At 75.6% G+C, this 13,894-nt stretch carries 14 protein-coding genes and 1 pseudogene; 5 read left to right on the top strand and 10 right to left on the bottom strand.

Going from position 1 to position 13,894, the window contains the following annotated elements; genetic code table 11:
- Positions 1-64 precede the first annotated feature (64 nt).
- Positions 65-1,600, top strand: a complete 1,536-nt coding sequence (locus tag AFB00_RS17785; RefSeq protein ID WP_068798175.1) for an AMP-binding protein — start codon at positions 65-67, stop codon at positions 1,598-1,600.
- Here AFB00_RS17785 and AFB00_RS17780 read toward each other — a convergent pair.
- The 5 genes from AFB00_RS17780 to AFB00_RS17760 are packed head-to-tail and all read right to left on the bottom strand — an operon-like array spanning position 1,590 to position 6,265.
- Complete coding sequence (locus tag AFB00_RS17780) at positions 1,590-2,003, bottom strand: hypothetical protein (RefSeq protein WP_156819612.1); 414 nt, start codon at positions 2,001-2,003, stop codon at positions 1,590-1,592. The genes AFB00_RS17785 and AFB00_RS17780 overlap by 11 nt on opposite strands.
- Positions 1,996-3,510 carry a multicopper oxidase family protein gene (locus AFB00_RS17775; RefSeq protein WP_068798173.1) on the bottom strand — a complete coding sequence of 505 codons (1,515 nt, stop codon included), beginning with the start codon at positions 3,508-3,510 and terminating at the stop codon, positions 1,996-1,998. The genes AFB00_RS17780 and AFB00_RS17775 overlap by 8 nt, the downstream gene beginning before the upstream one ends.
- 60 nt (positions 3,511-3,570) lie before the next feature.
- Complete coding sequence (locus tag AFB00_RS17770) at positions 3,571-4,266, bottom strand: response regulator (RefSeq protein ID WP_156819611.1); 696 nt, start codon at positions 4,264-4,266, stop codon at positions 3,571-3,573.
- Positions 4,263-5,396, bottom strand: coding sequence for a sensor histidine kinase (locus tag AFB00_RS17765; protein WP_068798172.1), 1,134 nt, complete (start codon positions 5,394-5,396; stop codon positions 4,263-4,265). The genes AFB00_RS17770 and AFB00_RS17765 overlap by 4 nt, the downstream gene beginning before the upstream one ends.
- 35 nt (positions 5,397-5,431) lie before the next feature.
- A complete protein-coding gene (locus AFB00_RS17760) occupies positions 5,432-6,265 on the bottom strand; it encodes a TrmH family RNA methyltransferase (RefSeq protein WP_068798171.1) in 834 nt (277 codons plus the stop codon).
- A gap of 101 nt (positions 6,266-6,366) precedes the next feature.
- On the opposite strand from AFB00_RS17760, the gene AFB00_RS17755 reads away from it, so the two are divergent.
- On the top strand, positions 6,367-7,182 hold the full coding sequence (locus tag AFB00_RS17755; protein ID WP_068798170.1) for a crotonase/enoyl-CoA hydratase family protein: 816 nt from the start codon (positions 6,367-6,369) through the stop codon (positions 7,180-7,182).
- A gap of 42 nt (positions 7,183-7,224) precedes the next feature.
- On the opposite strand, the gene AFB00_RS17750 is transcribed toward AFB00_RS17755, so the two are convergent.
- Positions 7,225-7,695: a hypothetical protein gene (locus AFB00_RS17750; protein ID WP_068798169.1), complete on the bottom strand. Its 471-nt coding sequence runs from the start codon at positions 7,693-7,695 to the stop codon at positions 7,225-7,227.
- A 131-nt stretch (positions 7,696-7,826) separates the two neighbouring features.
- Positions 7,827-8,708 (bottom strand): SigB/SigF/SigG family RNA polymerase sigma factor, encoded by an 882-nt coding sequence (locus AFB00_RS17745; protein WP_068798168.1) that lies wholly within the window; start codon positions 8,706-8,708, stop codon positions 7,827-7,829.
- 120 nt (positions 8,709-8,828) lie between these two features.
- Between AFB00_RS17745 and AFB00_RS17740 the strand changes: the two genes are divergently transcribed.
- Positions 8,829-9,248: an ATP-binding protein gene (locus AFB00_RS17740; RefSeq protein WP_068798167.1), complete on the top strand. Its 420-nt coding sequence runs from the start codon at positions 8,829-8,831 to the stop codon at positions 9,246-9,248.
- Between the two features lies 1 nt (position 9,249).
- Here AFB00_RS17740 and AFB00_RS35510 read toward each other — a convergent pair whose 3' ends face one another.
- Complete coding sequence (locus AFB00_RS35510; protein WP_257785236.1) at positions 9,250-9,384, bottom strand: hypothetical protein; 135 nt, start codon at positions 9,382-9,384, stop codon at positions 9,250-9,252.
- A gap of 373 nt (positions 9,385-9,757) precedes the next feature.
- Between AFB00_RS35510 and AFB00_RS17730 the strand changes: the two genes are divergently transcribed.
- On the top strand, positions 9,758-10,648 hold the full coding sequence (locus AFB00_RS17730) for an endonuclease/exonuclease/phosphatase family protein (protein WP_068798165.1): 891 nt from the start codon (positions 9,758-9,760) through the stop codon (positions 10,646-10,648).
- Between the two features lie 12 nt (positions 10,649-10,660).
- Here the strand turns inward: AFB00_RS17730 and AFB00_RS17725 are convergent, their stop codons facing one another.
- Together AFB00_RS17725 and AFB00_RS17720 are read right to left on the bottom strand one after the other, a co-directional pair.
- Positions 10,661-11,788 (bottom strand): mandelate racemase/muconate lactonizing enzyme family protein, encoded by a 1,128-nt coding sequence (locus AFB00_RS17725; RefSeq protein ID WP_068798164.1) that lies wholly within the window; start codon positions 11,786-11,788, stop codon positions 10,661-10,663.
- On the bottom strand, positions 11,782-12,597 hold the full coding sequence (locus AFB00_RS17720; RefSeq protein WP_068798163.1) for a creatininase family protein: 816 nt from the start codon (positions 12,595-12,597) through the stop codon (positions 11,782-11,784). The genes AFB00_RS17725 and AFB00_RS17720 overlap by 7 nt, the downstream gene beginning before the upstream one ends.
- A gap of 146 nt (positions 12,598-12,743) precedes the next feature.
- On the opposite strand from AFB00_RS17720, the pseudogene AFB00_RS34955 reads away from it, so the two are divergent.
- Positions 12,744-13,526, top strand: a pseudogene (locus AFB00_RS34955) (ROK family protein); the annotation flags it as partial.
- Between the last annotated feature and the right edge of the window lie 368 nt (positions 13,527-13,894).

The following is a 13,894-nucleotide window of genomic DNA, read 5'->3' as shown; positions in this document are numbered from 1 at the left end:
ACGACCCTCCCGAGTTGATCGTTGCATGAAGCAACACAACCGTCGGACGGACACGGGAGGAACGATGGGGACCGGTGCACGCACCGACGTCGAGGAACTGCTGGCGGCGCTGGCGGCCGACCCCGGCCGCGAGGCGCTGGTGTTCGGCGAGCGGCGGCTGACGGCGGGCGGGATCGCCGACGCCGTCCACCGGCTCGCGCACACGCTGGACGACCGGGTGGGCCCCGGTGACGTCGTCGCGCTGCTGGCCGGGAACAGCCCCGAGGCGCTCGTGGCGCGCTACGCGGTCAACCTGCTGGGGGCCGGGATCACCCAGCCGCACGAGGGACTGTCGGCGGCGGCCCAGGCCCGGATCGTCGACGACGTCGATGCCGTCCTGGTCCTCGCCGACGCCGCGCAGGCGGAGCAGGCCGAGGCGGTGCTCACCCACGCCGCCCCGGTGCAGGTGCTGGGGCTCGGCACGCTGCCCGGGCGGACCGACGTGCTGGCCGCGGCGGAGCACGCGTCCACCGCGCCGATCACCGGCCGGGCCCGGCTCTCGGACGTCGAGCAGATCCGGCACACCGGTGGCACCACCGGGCACCCGAAGGGGATCACCTACACCTTCGGCCACCACGTCCGGGCGGCCGCGATGCGCCGGTCGATGGGCTCGTTCGGCACCGACACGGCCGGGGAGTCCGGGCCGCCGCGGATGCTCGTCGCCACGCCCGTCGCGCACGCCGGCGGCGCGCTCGGTGACCGGATGCTCGCCGGCGGCGGCACCGTGGTCCTGCTGGAGCGGTTCGACGCCGGGGCCTGGCTGGCCGCCGTCGAGCGCGAGCGGATCACCCACACCATGCTGCTCCCGCCGCTGCTCTACCGGGTCCTGGACCACCCCGGCCTGGACCGGACCGACCTGTCGTCGCTGCGGACGCTGTTCTACGGCGGCGCGCCGGCCAACCCGCGCCGGATCGCCGAGGCGCACCGGCGGATCGGGCCGGTGCTGCTGCAGTTCTACGGCCAGACCGAGGCGGGCGGCGTCAGCGTCCTCACCCCGGCCGACCACACCCGGCCGGAGCTCCTCGGCACGGTGGGCCGGGTCGTGCCGAGCACCGAGATCGCCATCACCGGCCCGGACGGCGCCCGGGCCGGCACCGGCGTCCGCGGCGAGCTGTGGGTGCGCACCGGCGCCGAGATGGACGGCTACTGGAAGCAGCCGGAGCTGACCGCGGAGACGATCGTCGACGGCTGGGTCCGTACCGGCGACGTCGCCTGGCTCGACGACGACGGCTACCTGCACCTGGTCGACCGGGTGAAGGACATGGTCATCGTCGTCGGCGGGCACGTGTACACCTCGGAGCTGGAGGACACGCTGATGGAGCACCCCGGCGTGCGCCAGGCCGCGGTCTTCGGCGTCCCGGACGGCGACGGCACCGAGGTCGTGCACGCGGCCGTGGTGGCGGGCAGCCCGGCACCGACGTGCGACGAGCTCGGCGGGCTGGTCGCCGACCGGGCCGGGGCGATGTACGTACCGCGCTCGATCAGCTTCGTCGCGGAGCTGCCGCTCACCGGGATCGGCAAGACCGACAAGAAGCGGCTGCGCGCCGAGCTCACCGCCTGAGCGACCCGGCGGCCGGTGCCACCTGGTCCGCGGCGGGCCGTGCGGGCAGTACCGCGCGCACGGCCACCGCGACCTGGGCGACCACGATCAGGACGCCGAGCGGCACGTGCACCGACAGCAGCCCGGCGTGCCCGACGGCGACCTGGGCGGTGTCGGCGACGACGAGCACGACGCTGACGGCCAGCGGCCACACCGGCATCCGGCCGGGCCACGCCGCCGGCACGGCCAGCACCGCCTGCACCATGGCGAGCAGGATCAGCGAGTCGCCGATCCCGCCGTGCACCTCCAGCGCCAGGTCGAGCGCGTCGAGCAGGGCACCGGCGGCGCCGACCTGGGCCAGCGCGAACCCGGCGTGCAGCACCGCCCAGACCCGGAACGGGACGGCGGCCGCAGACCTACGCATGCCCGCCACCGGACGGTGCGGGGATCGTCCGCGGCACGTCGGTGGTGCCCGGCGCCACCACGACGAACTGGCCCATCATCCCCTGGTCCTCGTGCCGGTTCAGGTGGCAGTGGAACATGTACGGCGCCGCCGGATCGGGATGGCGGCCGAACCGGAACAGCACCCTGGTCGTGGTCCGGGGCGGCACGTACACCGTGTCCTTCCAGCACCGCCGCTCCGGCGGGACCGGCCGGCCGGCGGCGGTGAGCACCTGGCCGCGGGCGTCGTGCAGGTGCAGGTTGTGCGGCCGGGAGTGCACGTTCGCGATCTCCCACACCTCCGTCGCACCGGCCGGGACGACCTCGTCGATCCGGGTCAGGTCCATCGCTCTCCCGTTCAGGACGTCGTTGCCGAGCTCGACCCGCCGCACGGTCGCGCCGGGTGGTGGCTCCGGCGCGGGCTCGTGCGGCAGCGTGTCCGGCAGCGGCGGCGCCGGTTCGAGCACGGCGGCCGGGCGGATCTGCAGCACGTCGAGGGTGTCGAGCGCGCCGATCGTGCGCTCGGTGCCGGACACCGCGCCCAGGTCCTGGGGCAGCGAGCGCAGGACGACGCGTCGTCCGGGCTCCAGGTCGAGCAGCACCTCGGCCCGCTCGCCCGGGGTGAGCAGCACGTCGGGCACCGGCTGCGGCGCCGGGAGCGACCCGGCGTCGGTGCCGACGAGCACCAGCGGGCGTCCGTCGGAGCGGGCGAACCGGTAGCAGCGCGCCGGGGAGGCGTTGAGCAGCCGGAGCCGGATCCGGGCCGTCGTCGCCGTCAGGTACGGCGCGACGGTGCCGTTGAACAGCAGGACGTCGCCGAGCAGCCCGTGGGCGTTGCGCCGGGTCTCGTCGAACGCGCCGTCACCGGTGACGACCCGGTCGGTGACCATCACCGGCACGTCGTCGACGCCGTAGCGGTGCGGCAGGGCGGTCGTGGGGCCGGACCCGTCGTCGAGGAGGAACAGCCCGGCGAGCCCGCGGTGCAGGTGCCGTCCGGTCAGCCCGTGCGGGTGCGGGTGGTACCAGAGCGTCGCCGCCGGCTGGTCGATCGTCCACTCCGGACTCCAGGTGGTGCCGGGGGCGATCGGCCGGTGCGGGCCGCCGTCGTGCACCGCGGGCAGCGCCATGCCGTGCCAGTGCGTCGTCGTCGGCTCCGGGAGCGCGTTGACGACGTGCACCCGCACCCGTTCGCCACGGGCGGCGCGCAGCGTCGGGCCACCGAACGCCCCGTCGTAGCCCCAGGTCGGGGTGGGTGTCCCGGGGAACAGGTCGCTCGTCCCCGGCGCGGCGGTGATCCGGAAGACGCGCACGCCGCCGTCCACGGTGGACCGGGCCTGCGGCGGGATCGCCAGCGGGCGGGGCACCGGTGCCGGGCGCGGCGCCGACTCCGGTGCGACCGTGCGGGTCTGCAGCAGCACGCCGCCGGCGGCGAGCCCGGCGCCGGCCAGCGTCGTGGCCAGGAAGCTCCGCCGGGTGACCGCTGCGCTCATGGCCACGAGCCTGGCCGGGGAACCGGTGCCGGCGCGTCGGCGCAGCGACGTCAACCGCGGTTACGCCTCTCGACGTAGGACCCCGAGACCGGCCTCGTGGGCGATGAGGACCAGCTGCACCCGGTCCCGGGCCGCCAGCTTGGTGAGCAGGCGCCCGACGTGGGTGCGCGCGGTCGCCGGGCTGATCACGAGCTGGGCGGCGATCTCGGGGTTGGTGTGCCCGCGCCCGACCAGGGCCAGCACCTCGCGCTCGCGCGGGGTGAGCACGGCGAGGCGGCCGGGCTCCGGCGGCGCGTCCGGCAGCGCCGGCCGTTGCCGGGCGAACTCCCCGATCAGCCGCCGGGTGACCGTCGGCGCCAGCAGCGCCTCCCCCGCGTGCACGAGGTCGATCGCGCGCAGCAGCACCGCGGGCTCGGTGTCCTTGAGCAGGAAGCCGCTCGCGCCCGACCGCAGCGCCCGGTACACGTACTCGTCGAGGTCGAAGGTGGTCAGGACGATCACCCGGGTCCCGCCGAGCTCCGGGTCGGCGGTGATCGCGGCGAGCGCGTCCAGGCCGTCGGTGCCGGGCATGCGGACGTCCATGAGCACCACGTCCGGCCGGGTGTCGCGGGCCTGCCGGACCGCCTCGGCGCCATCGCCCGCCTCGCCGGCGACCGCGTAGCCGTCCTCGGTCTCCAGCAGCACCCGCAGCCCGGCCCGGATCAACGGCTGGTCGTCGACGAGCAGCACCCGCACCTCGGCCGTCGCGGCGCTCACCGTTGCGCCCCGCCGCTCGCCGGGCCGGGTGCGTCGAGCGGGAGGACGGCGTGCAGGGCGAAGCCTCCGGGGTGCGGGGTGGCGGTCAGGGTGCCGCCGAGGGACTCGACGCGTTCGGTGAGGCCGCGCAGCCCCTGGCCCGGCGGGCGGGCGCGGCCGCCGCCGGGCTCCGGGCCGGGCGCGCCGTCGTCGTCGACCCGGATCCGCAGCCGCTCCGCGTCGCGGTCCAGCAGCACCTGCACCCGGGTGGCCCCGCAGGCGTGCCGGACGGTGTTCGTGACCGCCTCGCGGACGAGCGCGAACACGGTGCGGTCCGGCTCCGGCGGCAGCGGCCCGGGATCGCCGGAGACGGTCACCGTGACCCCCGCGGCCCGGCCGGCGCGGACGACCTCGTCGAGGCGGGCGAGACCGGGCCGCCCGGCCGGGCCGGGATCGGTCCCGAGCTCGCGCAGCAGCGCCAGCGTGCCGCGCAGCTCGCGCAGCGCGTCGGTCCCGGCGTCGCGGATCCGCTCCAGCGACGCGACCGCCTCCTCCGGGCGGTGGGCCGCCACGTGCGCACCGACCCCGGCCTGCACGACGATCATCGACAGGCTGTGCGAGACGACGTCGTGCACGTCGCGCGCGATCCGCAGCCGTTCCTGCTCCACCCGCCGGGCCAGCCGCTCCTCGGCGCGTCCGGCGGACGCCTCGGCGGCGCGGCGGACCGCCCCGACGGCGACGCCGAGCGCGACGGTGACCACGATCCACGAGTAGTGGTCGAGGTGCAGCTGCGGCGGCAGCCCGGTGATCAGCTGCTCGGTACCGGTCCAGGCCAGCACGACGAGCAGGCCGACCAGCACCGCCCGCCGCCAGCTCACCCGGCTCGCCACGGTGTAGACGGCGAGCGCGACCAGCAGGGCCGCCGGGCCGTCCGGATGGCCGAGCCAGTAGTAGAGGGCCGTCGGCACCATGACCGCGGCGAGCACCGGCACCGGGAACCGCGACCGCCAGCACAGCAGCAGCACCGCGGTCCCGATCAGGACCGGCCCCCACGGCAGGAACGGGCGCTCCGACGGGTCGGCGACCAGCGCACCGACGACCGCGGCGGCGCCCACGGCGAGCGCCACCGCGACGTCGCGCACGGTCGGCATCCCGCGAGGTTACGCAGGCCGGGGGCCCGCCCGCGTCAGCTCTGCGACGTAGCTGCGGCAGCTGCCCGCTGCCGGACCGCCTCGAACAGCACGACCGCGGCCGCGATCGAGGCGTTGAGCGAGTTGACCGTGCCGTGCATCGGGATCACCACGGTCCGGTCCCCGGAACCGGGTCCGCCGTCCAGCCAGGCGTCGGTCACGCCGGTCGCCTCGGTGCCGACGACGATCGCGGCGGGCCCGGTGAGGTCGGCGGCGGCGAGCTCGGTGCGCCCGGCCGGAGTGGTGACGAACGCCGGAATCGCCCGGCGCCGCAGCCAGTCCCGCACCTGCGCGGTGGTCGCCGACGCGACCGGGACCGCGAACACCGTGCCCTTCGACGCCCGCACCACGTTCGGGTTGGCGAAGTCGGTGCCCGCGCGGTCCGCCGTCGCGATGACGACGGCGTCGGCGCCGCACGCCTCGGCGGTGCGCAGCATCGCGCCGACGTTGCCCGGCTTCTCGATGCCCTCCGCGACCAGCACCAGCGGGCCGGGGCGCAGCTCCAGCTCCTCGAGCGGGCGGCCCGGGGCGGACGCGACGGCGAGCCAGCCGTCCGGGGACTCCCGGTAGGCGATCCGGGCGAACACCTCACGGCTCACCGAGAACCGGGTGGCCCCGGGCATCCGGTCCAGCAGCCCCGCCGGGTCCCGGTCGCCGACGAGGTCCGGGGCCCAGTAGACCTCGGTGGGTGCGACCCCGGCGTCCAGGGCGAGTGCCAGCTCGTCGCGGCCCTCGATCAGGGTCACCCCGGCGGCGTCGCGGTGGCGGCGGGTGCGCAGCCGGACCAGGTTCTTCACCCGGGGGTTGGCGGTGCTGGTCAGGTCGGGCACCGGGCGAGCGTAGACACCGGTCCGCCGAGCCCCGCCCAGACCTGGTTACTCCGCGGTAGCCTCGCGCCCGGACCGGGACGGACGCAGGAGGGACGCGACGGATGAGCGAGCCGACGAGCATCGTGGTCGAGGTGGTGGACGGGGTCGGCCGGTTGCGGCTGAACCGCCCCGGGGCGGCGAACGCGCTGGACGAGGCGATGTGGTTCGGCCTGCGCGACGCCGTCCGGGAGCTGGACGCCGATCCCGGCGTACGGGTGGTCGTGATCAGCGGGACCGGGCGGCACTTCTGCTCCGGGATCGACGTGGCGATGCTCGGCGGGCTGCGCGGGACGGCGGCCGACCCGTCGCCGGGACACGGCGCGGACCGGCTGCGCCGCACGATCCTGGACCTGCAGGAGTGCCTGACCGCGATCGAGCGCTGCCGCACCCCGGTGATCGCCGCCGTGCACGGGGTCTGCCTGGGTGCCGGGCTGGACCTCGCGGTGGCCTGCGACCTGCGCTACGCCAGCGCCGACGCGTCGTTCGTCCTGAAGGAGGTCGACATGGGGCTCGCGGCCGACGTCGGCGTGCTGCAGCGGCTGCCGCGGATCGTGGGCGAGGGCGTCACCCGCGAGCTGGCCTACACCTGCCGCCCGGTCTCCGGCGCGGAGGCGAAGGAGCTGCGCCTGGTCAACGGTGTGTACGCCGACGCGGCGGAGCTGGAGACCGGCGTCGCCGCGCTCGCCGCGGAGCTGGCGGCCAAGTCGCCGCTGGCGCTGCGCGGCACCAAGTACGCGATCACCTACGCCCGGGACCACACGGTCGCCGACTCACTGGACCAGATCGCCACCTGGAACGGCGGGCAGCTGGTGTCGGCCGACCTCGAGGAGGCGGTGGCGGCGTTCGGGGAGAAGCGGCCCGGGGTCTACCGGGACTGACCGCGGGCGGGTGCCCGGCCGGGGCCGGGCACCCGGGCCGGGTCAGGGCCGGACGGAGTTCGTGTGGTGCACCTCGACCGGCTTGTCGCTGCGCACCTTCTGCGTGACGGCGGCGGCGATCCGGGCGGCCTTCTTCTCGGCGGCCTTCTTCCGGGCGGCGCGCTCACCGGGAGCGGTCTCCGGCTTCCCGACGCCGGTGCCCGGCTTCTCCGCGACGAGCTTGCGCTTCGCCGCCTTGACCGCCTTCTTCTCGGCCTTCTCGGCCCGCTCGGCGGCGGCGACCTTCTCCAGCCGGGCGGCCTTGGCCTTCTTCGCGGCCTTCTTCTCGGCCTTCGCCGCGGCCTTCTGCGCCTCGCGCTCCTCGCCGGCCTGCTTCTTCGCCTTCTTCTCGGCCTTCGCGGCGGCGCGGACGGCCTGCTCGGCCTCCTTCTGCTCCGCCTTGCGCGCCTTGGCGACAGCAGCCTTGCCGGCCTTGTCGGCCTTGTCGGCCTTCTTCGTGTCCTTCTTGCCCATGTGATGTCCTCCCCTGCCCCGTGCGGCGGAGCACCCCGGCGCCGGGTCCGGGCTCCGTGGCCGACGGGGATCGCCCGGATGACCGGGACGTGTCGTACGTGAACAGGGCGGAGTTCCCGGGCGGACCGGCGTCAAACACGGAATGTGACGGTGCTCGCCCCGGACGGGGCACCGGCCGGGTCGTCGAGGGCCCCGGCGGCGAGCCGGGCCCGCAGCGTCGCGAGGCTGCGCGCCAGCAACCGGGACACGTGCATCTGGGAGAGCCCGACCTGGGCGGCGATCTGGGTCTGGGTCTGGTTGCCGAAGAACCGCAGCATGAGGATGGTGCGCTCGCGCTCCGGGAGCGACTGCAGGGCCGGGCGCAGCGACTCCCGGGCGTCCACCGCGTCCAGGTCGGTGTCGAGCGCCCCGACGATCGCACCGAGCGGGGTGTCGGCCGCCCCGGTGATCCGGTCGAGCGAGTCGGCCCGGTAGGAGTCCTGGGCCTGCAGGATGTCGATGACCTCCTCGCGGGCGATCCCCAGGTGCGCCGCGAGCTCGGAGACCCGGGGCGCCCGGCCCAGCCGGACGGCGAGCTCGTCCTGGGCGGCGGCCATCCGGGTCTGCATGTCCTTGAGCCGGCGCGGCACCCGTACCGACCAGGTGCGGTCCCGGAAGTGCCGGCGGATCTCCCCGGTGATGGTGGGGACCGCGTAGGCGAGGAACGCCGTCCCCTGCCCGGGGTCGAATCGGTCCAGCGCGTTCAGCAGCCCGATCGCGCCCACCTGCTCCAGGTCCTCGACCGGCTCGCCGCGGTGCCGGTACCGGGCGGCGACGTGCCGGACGACCGGGCGGAACCCGTCGGCGAGCAGGGCGCGCAGGGCGGCCCGCTCCGGGGCGTCCGGGCCCAGGGCGGCGTACGCGCGCAGCGGGGCGTCGAGGTGCGCGTACTCCGGGTCGCGGCCGGTGACCGGCTGCTCCGACGGTTCCGGTGCGCCCACCGGGGCGCCGGGCCCGTGCGGATCGATCGTCATCGGAAGACGACGGTAGGACCGCCCCCGTCGCGCCGCACGTCGAACGTCGTCGTTCCCCCGGCGGGTATCGCCCGGCCCACACCATGAGTCATCGGGCCCCGGACGGGGTACGTCCCCACCATGAGCAGCAGCCTGCACGTCGAGCTGCCCGCCGATCCCGGTGCGGCCGGTCGCTCGCGTCGCGAGGCGGGCCGCTGGCTCGCCTCGCTCTGCGGGGTGGACCGCCCCTGCGAGACCGTGCAGGATCTCGTCCTCGCCGTGAACGAGGCCGTGTCCAACAGCATCGAGCACGCCTACCCGGGAGCCGGAGCCGCCGGCACCGTCATCCTGCGCGGGGACACCGACGGCCCGCGGGTCCGGCTGGAGGTCTCCGACCGCGGCTCGTGGCGGGAGCCCCCGGCGGACAACGGCTACCGCGGGCGCGGCCTGGGCATGATCGAGGCCGTGACCGAGGACGTGCGGGTCGAGCGGGGCCCGGAGGGCACCACGGTGACCTTCCACGGCCGGCTGGCCCGGTGCCCCGGCATCTGCGCGCCCTGACTCAGTCGCCGGGCTCCTCCGTGCCGGGGTCGCGCGTGACCCCGGCTCCGGGCCCGTAGCGGCCGTCGCACCGGGCGGCCTCGCTCGCCGGGTGCGGCCAGCGCGGATCGGCGTGGCGCGTGCTGCTCTCACTCATGCCCTCCAGGGTGGCCCGGCCACGTTCCGGGCAGGAGGCGCGCACGAGTCGCCCCGGTGACGTCCGGCGCGCGATCCGGTGACACCGGCCCGTGCCATGCGGTTGCACCGGCCCGTGCCATGCGGTTGCACCGGCCCGTGCCATGCGGTTGCACGGACAAGTGTCTCTTGTGGAATGCGTGACGCTCGACACACCCGTCGGAGGTACGCGTCGCCGCTGGTGGACGGCGGGCGGCGAGTGGCGTCCACCCCGGGACGACGGCTGCCGGTCACCGCGATGTCATCGCACGCCACGGTCTGTACGTCCGTACACAGTTACCGTACGTCGGTACTTTTTCCCGGCCCTGCCACGACAGTGTGAAGAGACGAGGACCATGAGCCCCGCACGACTCGCTCCGGCCCGGGCGGCCGTCCTGCTCGCAGCCGTGTCCGCCCTGTTCGCCGCGACGCTGGCCACCGTGCCGCCCGCGCACGCGGCGACCACGGTGAAGGCCCTCTCCCTGAACGTGTGGGTCCAGGGCACGAAGGCCCAGAAGCCCGACCCGGCGGCGCGGGTCGCCGCCACGATCACCACCCAGGGTGCGGACGTCGTCGCGCTCCAGGAGACAAACACCGCGTTCTCCGACGCCGTCGCGGCCGAGCTCGGCGGCTGGAGCGCCGTCACCCAGGGCGACGTCTCGGTGCTGAGCCGGGAGGCACCGGAGGACACCGCGACGTTCACCGACGGGGCGACGGCGGCGAGCGCCAAGGTCGGCGGGGTCTGGTACTACTCCGTGCACCTGTCCTACGACCCGTACGCCCCCTACGAGCTCTGCGACGGCCGGAGCCCCGAGCAGGTCGACGCGTCGATGACCAAGCAGACCGACCAGGCGAAGGCGCTGGTCGGCTGGGCGAGGTCGGACGCGCCGCAGGTGATCCTCGGCGACTTCAACAGCCCGTCCGGCCTCGACTGGGTCGAGGCGACGAAGGACCAGCACTGCGGCGTCGTCTACGACCACCCCACGATGCGGGTCTTCGCCGACGCCGGCTGGACCGACACCTACCGGGTCGCGCACCCCGACCCGGCCGCCGATCCCGGCATCACCTGGAGCACCGATCCGCAGTACACCGAGCAGCGCGACCGCGACCGGATCGACTACGTCCTGACCCTCGACGGCGCCGGGCAGCAGCTGAGCACGACCGCCAGCGAGGTCGTCGGGGACTGGGCCGACCCGGACTGGATCAGCGACCACTACGGCGTCCTCACCACCCTCGGCACGGGCTGACCGACCGGCGGCTCAGCCGGTCAGGTCCCCCTCGCGGGCGTTGACCGCGCTGTAGTGGGCCAGCTTGTCCTCGTCGACGGTGACGCCCAGCCCCGGGCCGGTCGGGACGCTCAGCCGCCCGCCGGTGAGCGGGATGGGGTCGACGATGTCGTCGTCGTGCAGGTAGTACATGGAGTCGATGGCCCGGTTCAGCACCGGGGTGCTGGCGACGACCGCGAGGTGCGCGGCGGTGGCGATCCCGAGCTCGCCACCGCTGTGCAGGTTCATCCCGAGGCCGAACGTCTCGCAGTGCGCGGCCAGCGCCTTGGTCGCGCTGATCCCGCCCCACTTGTAGACGTCACCGTGCACGACGTCGACGGCGCGGGAGCGCATCGCCGGGGCGAAGTCCTCGAACGCGACCACGCACATGTTGGTGCACAGCGGGATCCGCACCTTCTCCCGCACCTGGGCCATGCCGTCGATCCCCCAGCAGGGGTCCTCCAGGTACTCCAGGTCCAGCTCCTCCATCCGCATCCCGACCCGGATCGAGTCGGGCACGCTCCACGCCGCGTTCGGGTCGACCCGCAGCTCGGCGGCCGGCAGCCGCTCGCGCAGCGCGGCCATGATCGCGGCGTCCCCCCACGGGTCGGTCGTGCCCTTGAGCTTGACCGCGGTGAACCCACCGGTCCCGACGACGGCCGCGGCGTGCTCGGCCAGCGCGGCGGGCAGGTCCGCCGGGGCCACACCGGGGGCGTCGGCCCGGGTGACGAGCGCCGTGATCGGCACCGAGTCCCGCACCGGGCCCCCGAGCAGGTCGGTCACCGACTGCCCGGTGATCCGCCCGATCAGGTCCCAGCAGGCGACGTCCAGCCCGGCCAGCGCGGCGTGGCCGAGGTAGCCGTGGATGAACGGGACCATCCGGTGCCTGCGGTGGAACGCCTCCAGCGCGAACGGGCTCGTCCCGACCAGCGACGGCGCCAGCTGCCGGACGAGCGCGGCCACCGGGGCGCCCCACATCGTCTCGCCCCAGCCCTCGGCGCCGTCGTCGGTGCGGATCCGGACGACGGTCCGGGTCTCCCCGACCTTGGTCTCGAACGAGCTGGTGAACGGGTTGGTCAGGGGCAGGTTGACGACCCAGACGTCGATCGACGCGATCAGCATTCGTGCAGTCCTTCTCCGGTGGTGGTGGTCCTGCGGGTGGCCCGGTCGAACGCGGTGAGCGCGGCGGCGAGCCCGGCGCCGCGGCGGCGCAGCAGTGCGGCACCGGCGTCGGCACGGGCGTCGCCGGCGTCGTCGGTGGTGCCGCCGACCCGGGCCCACTCGCCGTGCCGCTCGGTGGTCATCCCGGGGTGCGGCGGGTCGTCGAACAGCGCGGGTGGCGCCGGAGCGGCGAACGGGCGGTCGGCGCCGACGAGATCGGGCCGGACGGCGAGCATCAGCGACGTCTCGAACCAGCCCGCGTGCCCCGGCGTGCGTTCCGGTCGTTCGGCCTCCGCGTCGGCCGCGCCGGTGTCGGCGACGACCGACCAGTAGGACAGCGCGGCGGCGGCGGTCCCCTGGTGGCCGAGGGTGTGCGCCTTGACGGCGAGCCGGGCCAGCTCGTCGTTGCCGCCGTGCCCGTTGACGAGCACCGCGCGGGCGAAGCCGGTCACCGCCAGCGAGTCGAGCACGTCGGCGAGCACCGCGGACAGCGTCTCCGGCCGCAGCGAGACGGCCCCGGCGAACAGGTGGTGCGGGCTGTGCCCGACGGCGAGGGTGGGGAGCCGGACCCACTCGGTCCCCGGCCCGTGCAGGTCCGGGTCGGCCAGCGCGGCGTCGAGCACCGCGTCGGCGAGCAGCGCGTCGGTGCCCATCGGGAGATGGTCGCCGTGCTGCTCGACCGCGCCGATCGGGAGCAGCGCCACCGCCCCGGCGGCGGCGAGCTCCCGGGTTCGGCCCCGGGTCAGCTCGGTCAGCTGTCGTACAGTCATCCGCGACTCCTCTCTGCGAAGGTCCGGTGGTTCAGGTGGTGGCACCGCGGGCCCGGCACCTGGCGGCGCTGCCCGCGGCACCGGCCACGCCGCCCGGGGACACCGGTCGTCCCGGCACGGCGCCGGTGCTGGGTGCGATCGAGCTGATGCCCGGCGGGGTGCGGGCGGCGCTGGTCGACGGGACCGGCCGGGTCGTGCGGGAGCGGTCGGCGGTGTTCGGCTCCCCGCGCACGGCGAGCACCCGCGAGCTGACCTCGGTCGTCGTCGGGACGGCCCGGCGCTGCTTCGACGGCGCCGCGGTGCGCGGGGTCGGGATCGCCAGCGTCGGCCTGGTGGAGGACGGCAGCGGCGTGATCCGGGACGTGCACGACCTGCCCGGGTTCCGCGGCTGCCCGATCGCCGCGCTGCTCACCGACGCACTCGGGGTGCCGGTGTTCGCCGACCACCACGCCCGGCTGCAGGTGCTCGGCGACCGCTGGTTCGGTCTCGGCGCCGGGCGCAGCGCCTTCGCCTCGGTGTCCACGGGGGACACCCTCGGCGTCGGGCTGCTGCACGAGGGACACGTGATCGCGCCGCAGGGCGGGCGCAGCGGCGCGCACATCACGGTGCGCGCCGGTGGCGAGCTCTGCAGCTGCGGGAACCGCGGCTGCTGGAAGACGGTGGCGACCACCGGCTGGCTGCGCACCCGCGCCGGGCAGCTCGGTCTCGGCCCGGTCGACGGCATCGCGGACCTGGCCGCGACCGGCGACCCGCGGGCCGTGGAGCTGGCCCGCGAGTACGCGGCGAACCTGGCCCTGGGCCTGTCGACCATCCAGCACCTGGTCGCGCCCGGCCTCTACATCCTGCACGGCGACGCCGCGGGCGGCGGCCCGGAGTTCCTGGAGCACATCGAGTCGGCCCTGCGGGCGGTGAGCGCGTGGTCCGAGCAGGCCGAGCCGCCCCGGGTGGTGGTCGCGACCACCGCGGCCGACGACGTCGCGCTGCTCGGCGGCGGCGGGCCACCACCGGGTCCGGTTCGAGGACGGCGTCGAGCAGCCGCCGGGTGTAGGGCGCGCGCGGCGCGGCGAACAGCTCGGCCGCCGGTGCCGCCTCCACGACCGCCCCGGCGCGCAGCACGAGCACCCGGTCGGCGACCCGGCGCACCACCGCGAGGTTGTGCGACACGAAGAGATAGCCGACCGCGTGCTCGGCCTGCAGCCGGGCCAGCAGGTCCAGGACCTGGGACTGGACCGAGACGTCCAGCGCGCTGGTCGGCTCGTCCAGCACGATCAGCCCGGGCCGCAGGGCCAGCGCCCGC

It is taken from the genome of Pseudonocardia sp. HH130630-07, assembly GCF_001698125.1.
Taxonomy (GTDB): domain Bacteria; phylum Actinomycetota; class Actinomycetes; order Mycobacteriales; family Pseudonocardiaceae; genus Pseudonocardia.
This window is presented reverse-complemented; position numbering and strand designations above follow the sequence as displayed.

Bases quoted from the DNA above. Each gene is read 5' to 3' on its own strand.
- AFB00_RS17785 (WP_068798175.1), top strand. From the start codon at position 65: ATGGGGACCGGTGCACGCACCGACGTCGAGGAACTGCTGGCGGCGCTG.
- AFB00_RS17780 (WP_156819612.1), bottom strand. From the start codon at position 2,003: ATGCGTAGGTCTGCGGCCGCCGTCCCGTTCCGGGTCTGGGCGGTGCTG.
- AFB00_RS17775 (WP_068798173.1), bottom strand. From the start codon at position 3,510: ATGAGCGCAGCGGTCACCCGGCGGAGCTTCCTGGCCACGACGCTGGCC.
- AFB00_RS17765 (WP_068798172.1), bottom strand. From the start codon at position 5,396: ATGCCGACCGTGCGCGACGTCGCGGTGGCGCTCGCCGTGGGCGCCGCC.
- AFB00_RS17755 (WP_068798170.1), top strand. From the start codon at position 6,367: ATGAGCGAGCCGACGAGCATCGTGGTCGAGGTGGTGGACGGGGTCGGC.
- AFB00_RS17750 (WP_068798169.1), bottom strand. From the start codon at position 7,695: ATGGGCAAGAAGGACACGAAGAAGGCCGACAAGGCCGACAAGGCCGGC.
- AFB00_RS17745 (WP_068798168.1), bottom strand. From the start codon at position 8,708: ATGACGATCGATCCGCACGGGCCCGGCGCCCCGGTGGGCGCACCGGAA.
- AFB00_RS17740 (WP_068798167.1), top strand. From the start codon at position 8,829: ATGAGCAGCAGCCTGCACGTCGAGCTGCCCGCCGATCCCGGTGCGGCC.
- AFB00_RS35510 (WP_257785236.1), bottom strand. From the start codon at position 9,384: ATGAGTGAGAGCAGCACGCGCCACGCCGATCCGCGCTGGCCGCACCCG.
- AFB00_RS17730 (WP_068798165.1), top strand. From the start codon at position 9,758: ATGAGCCCCGCACGACTCGCTCCGGCCCGGGCGGCCGTCCTGCTCGCA.
- AFB00_RS17725 (WP_068798164.1), bottom strand. From the start codon at position 11,788: ATGCTGATCGCGTCGATCGACGTCTGGGTCGTCAACCTGCCCCTGACC.
- AFB00_RS17720 (WP_068798163.1), bottom strand. From the start codon at position 12,597: ATGACTGTACGACAGCTGACCGAGCTGACCCGGGGCCGAACCCGGGAG.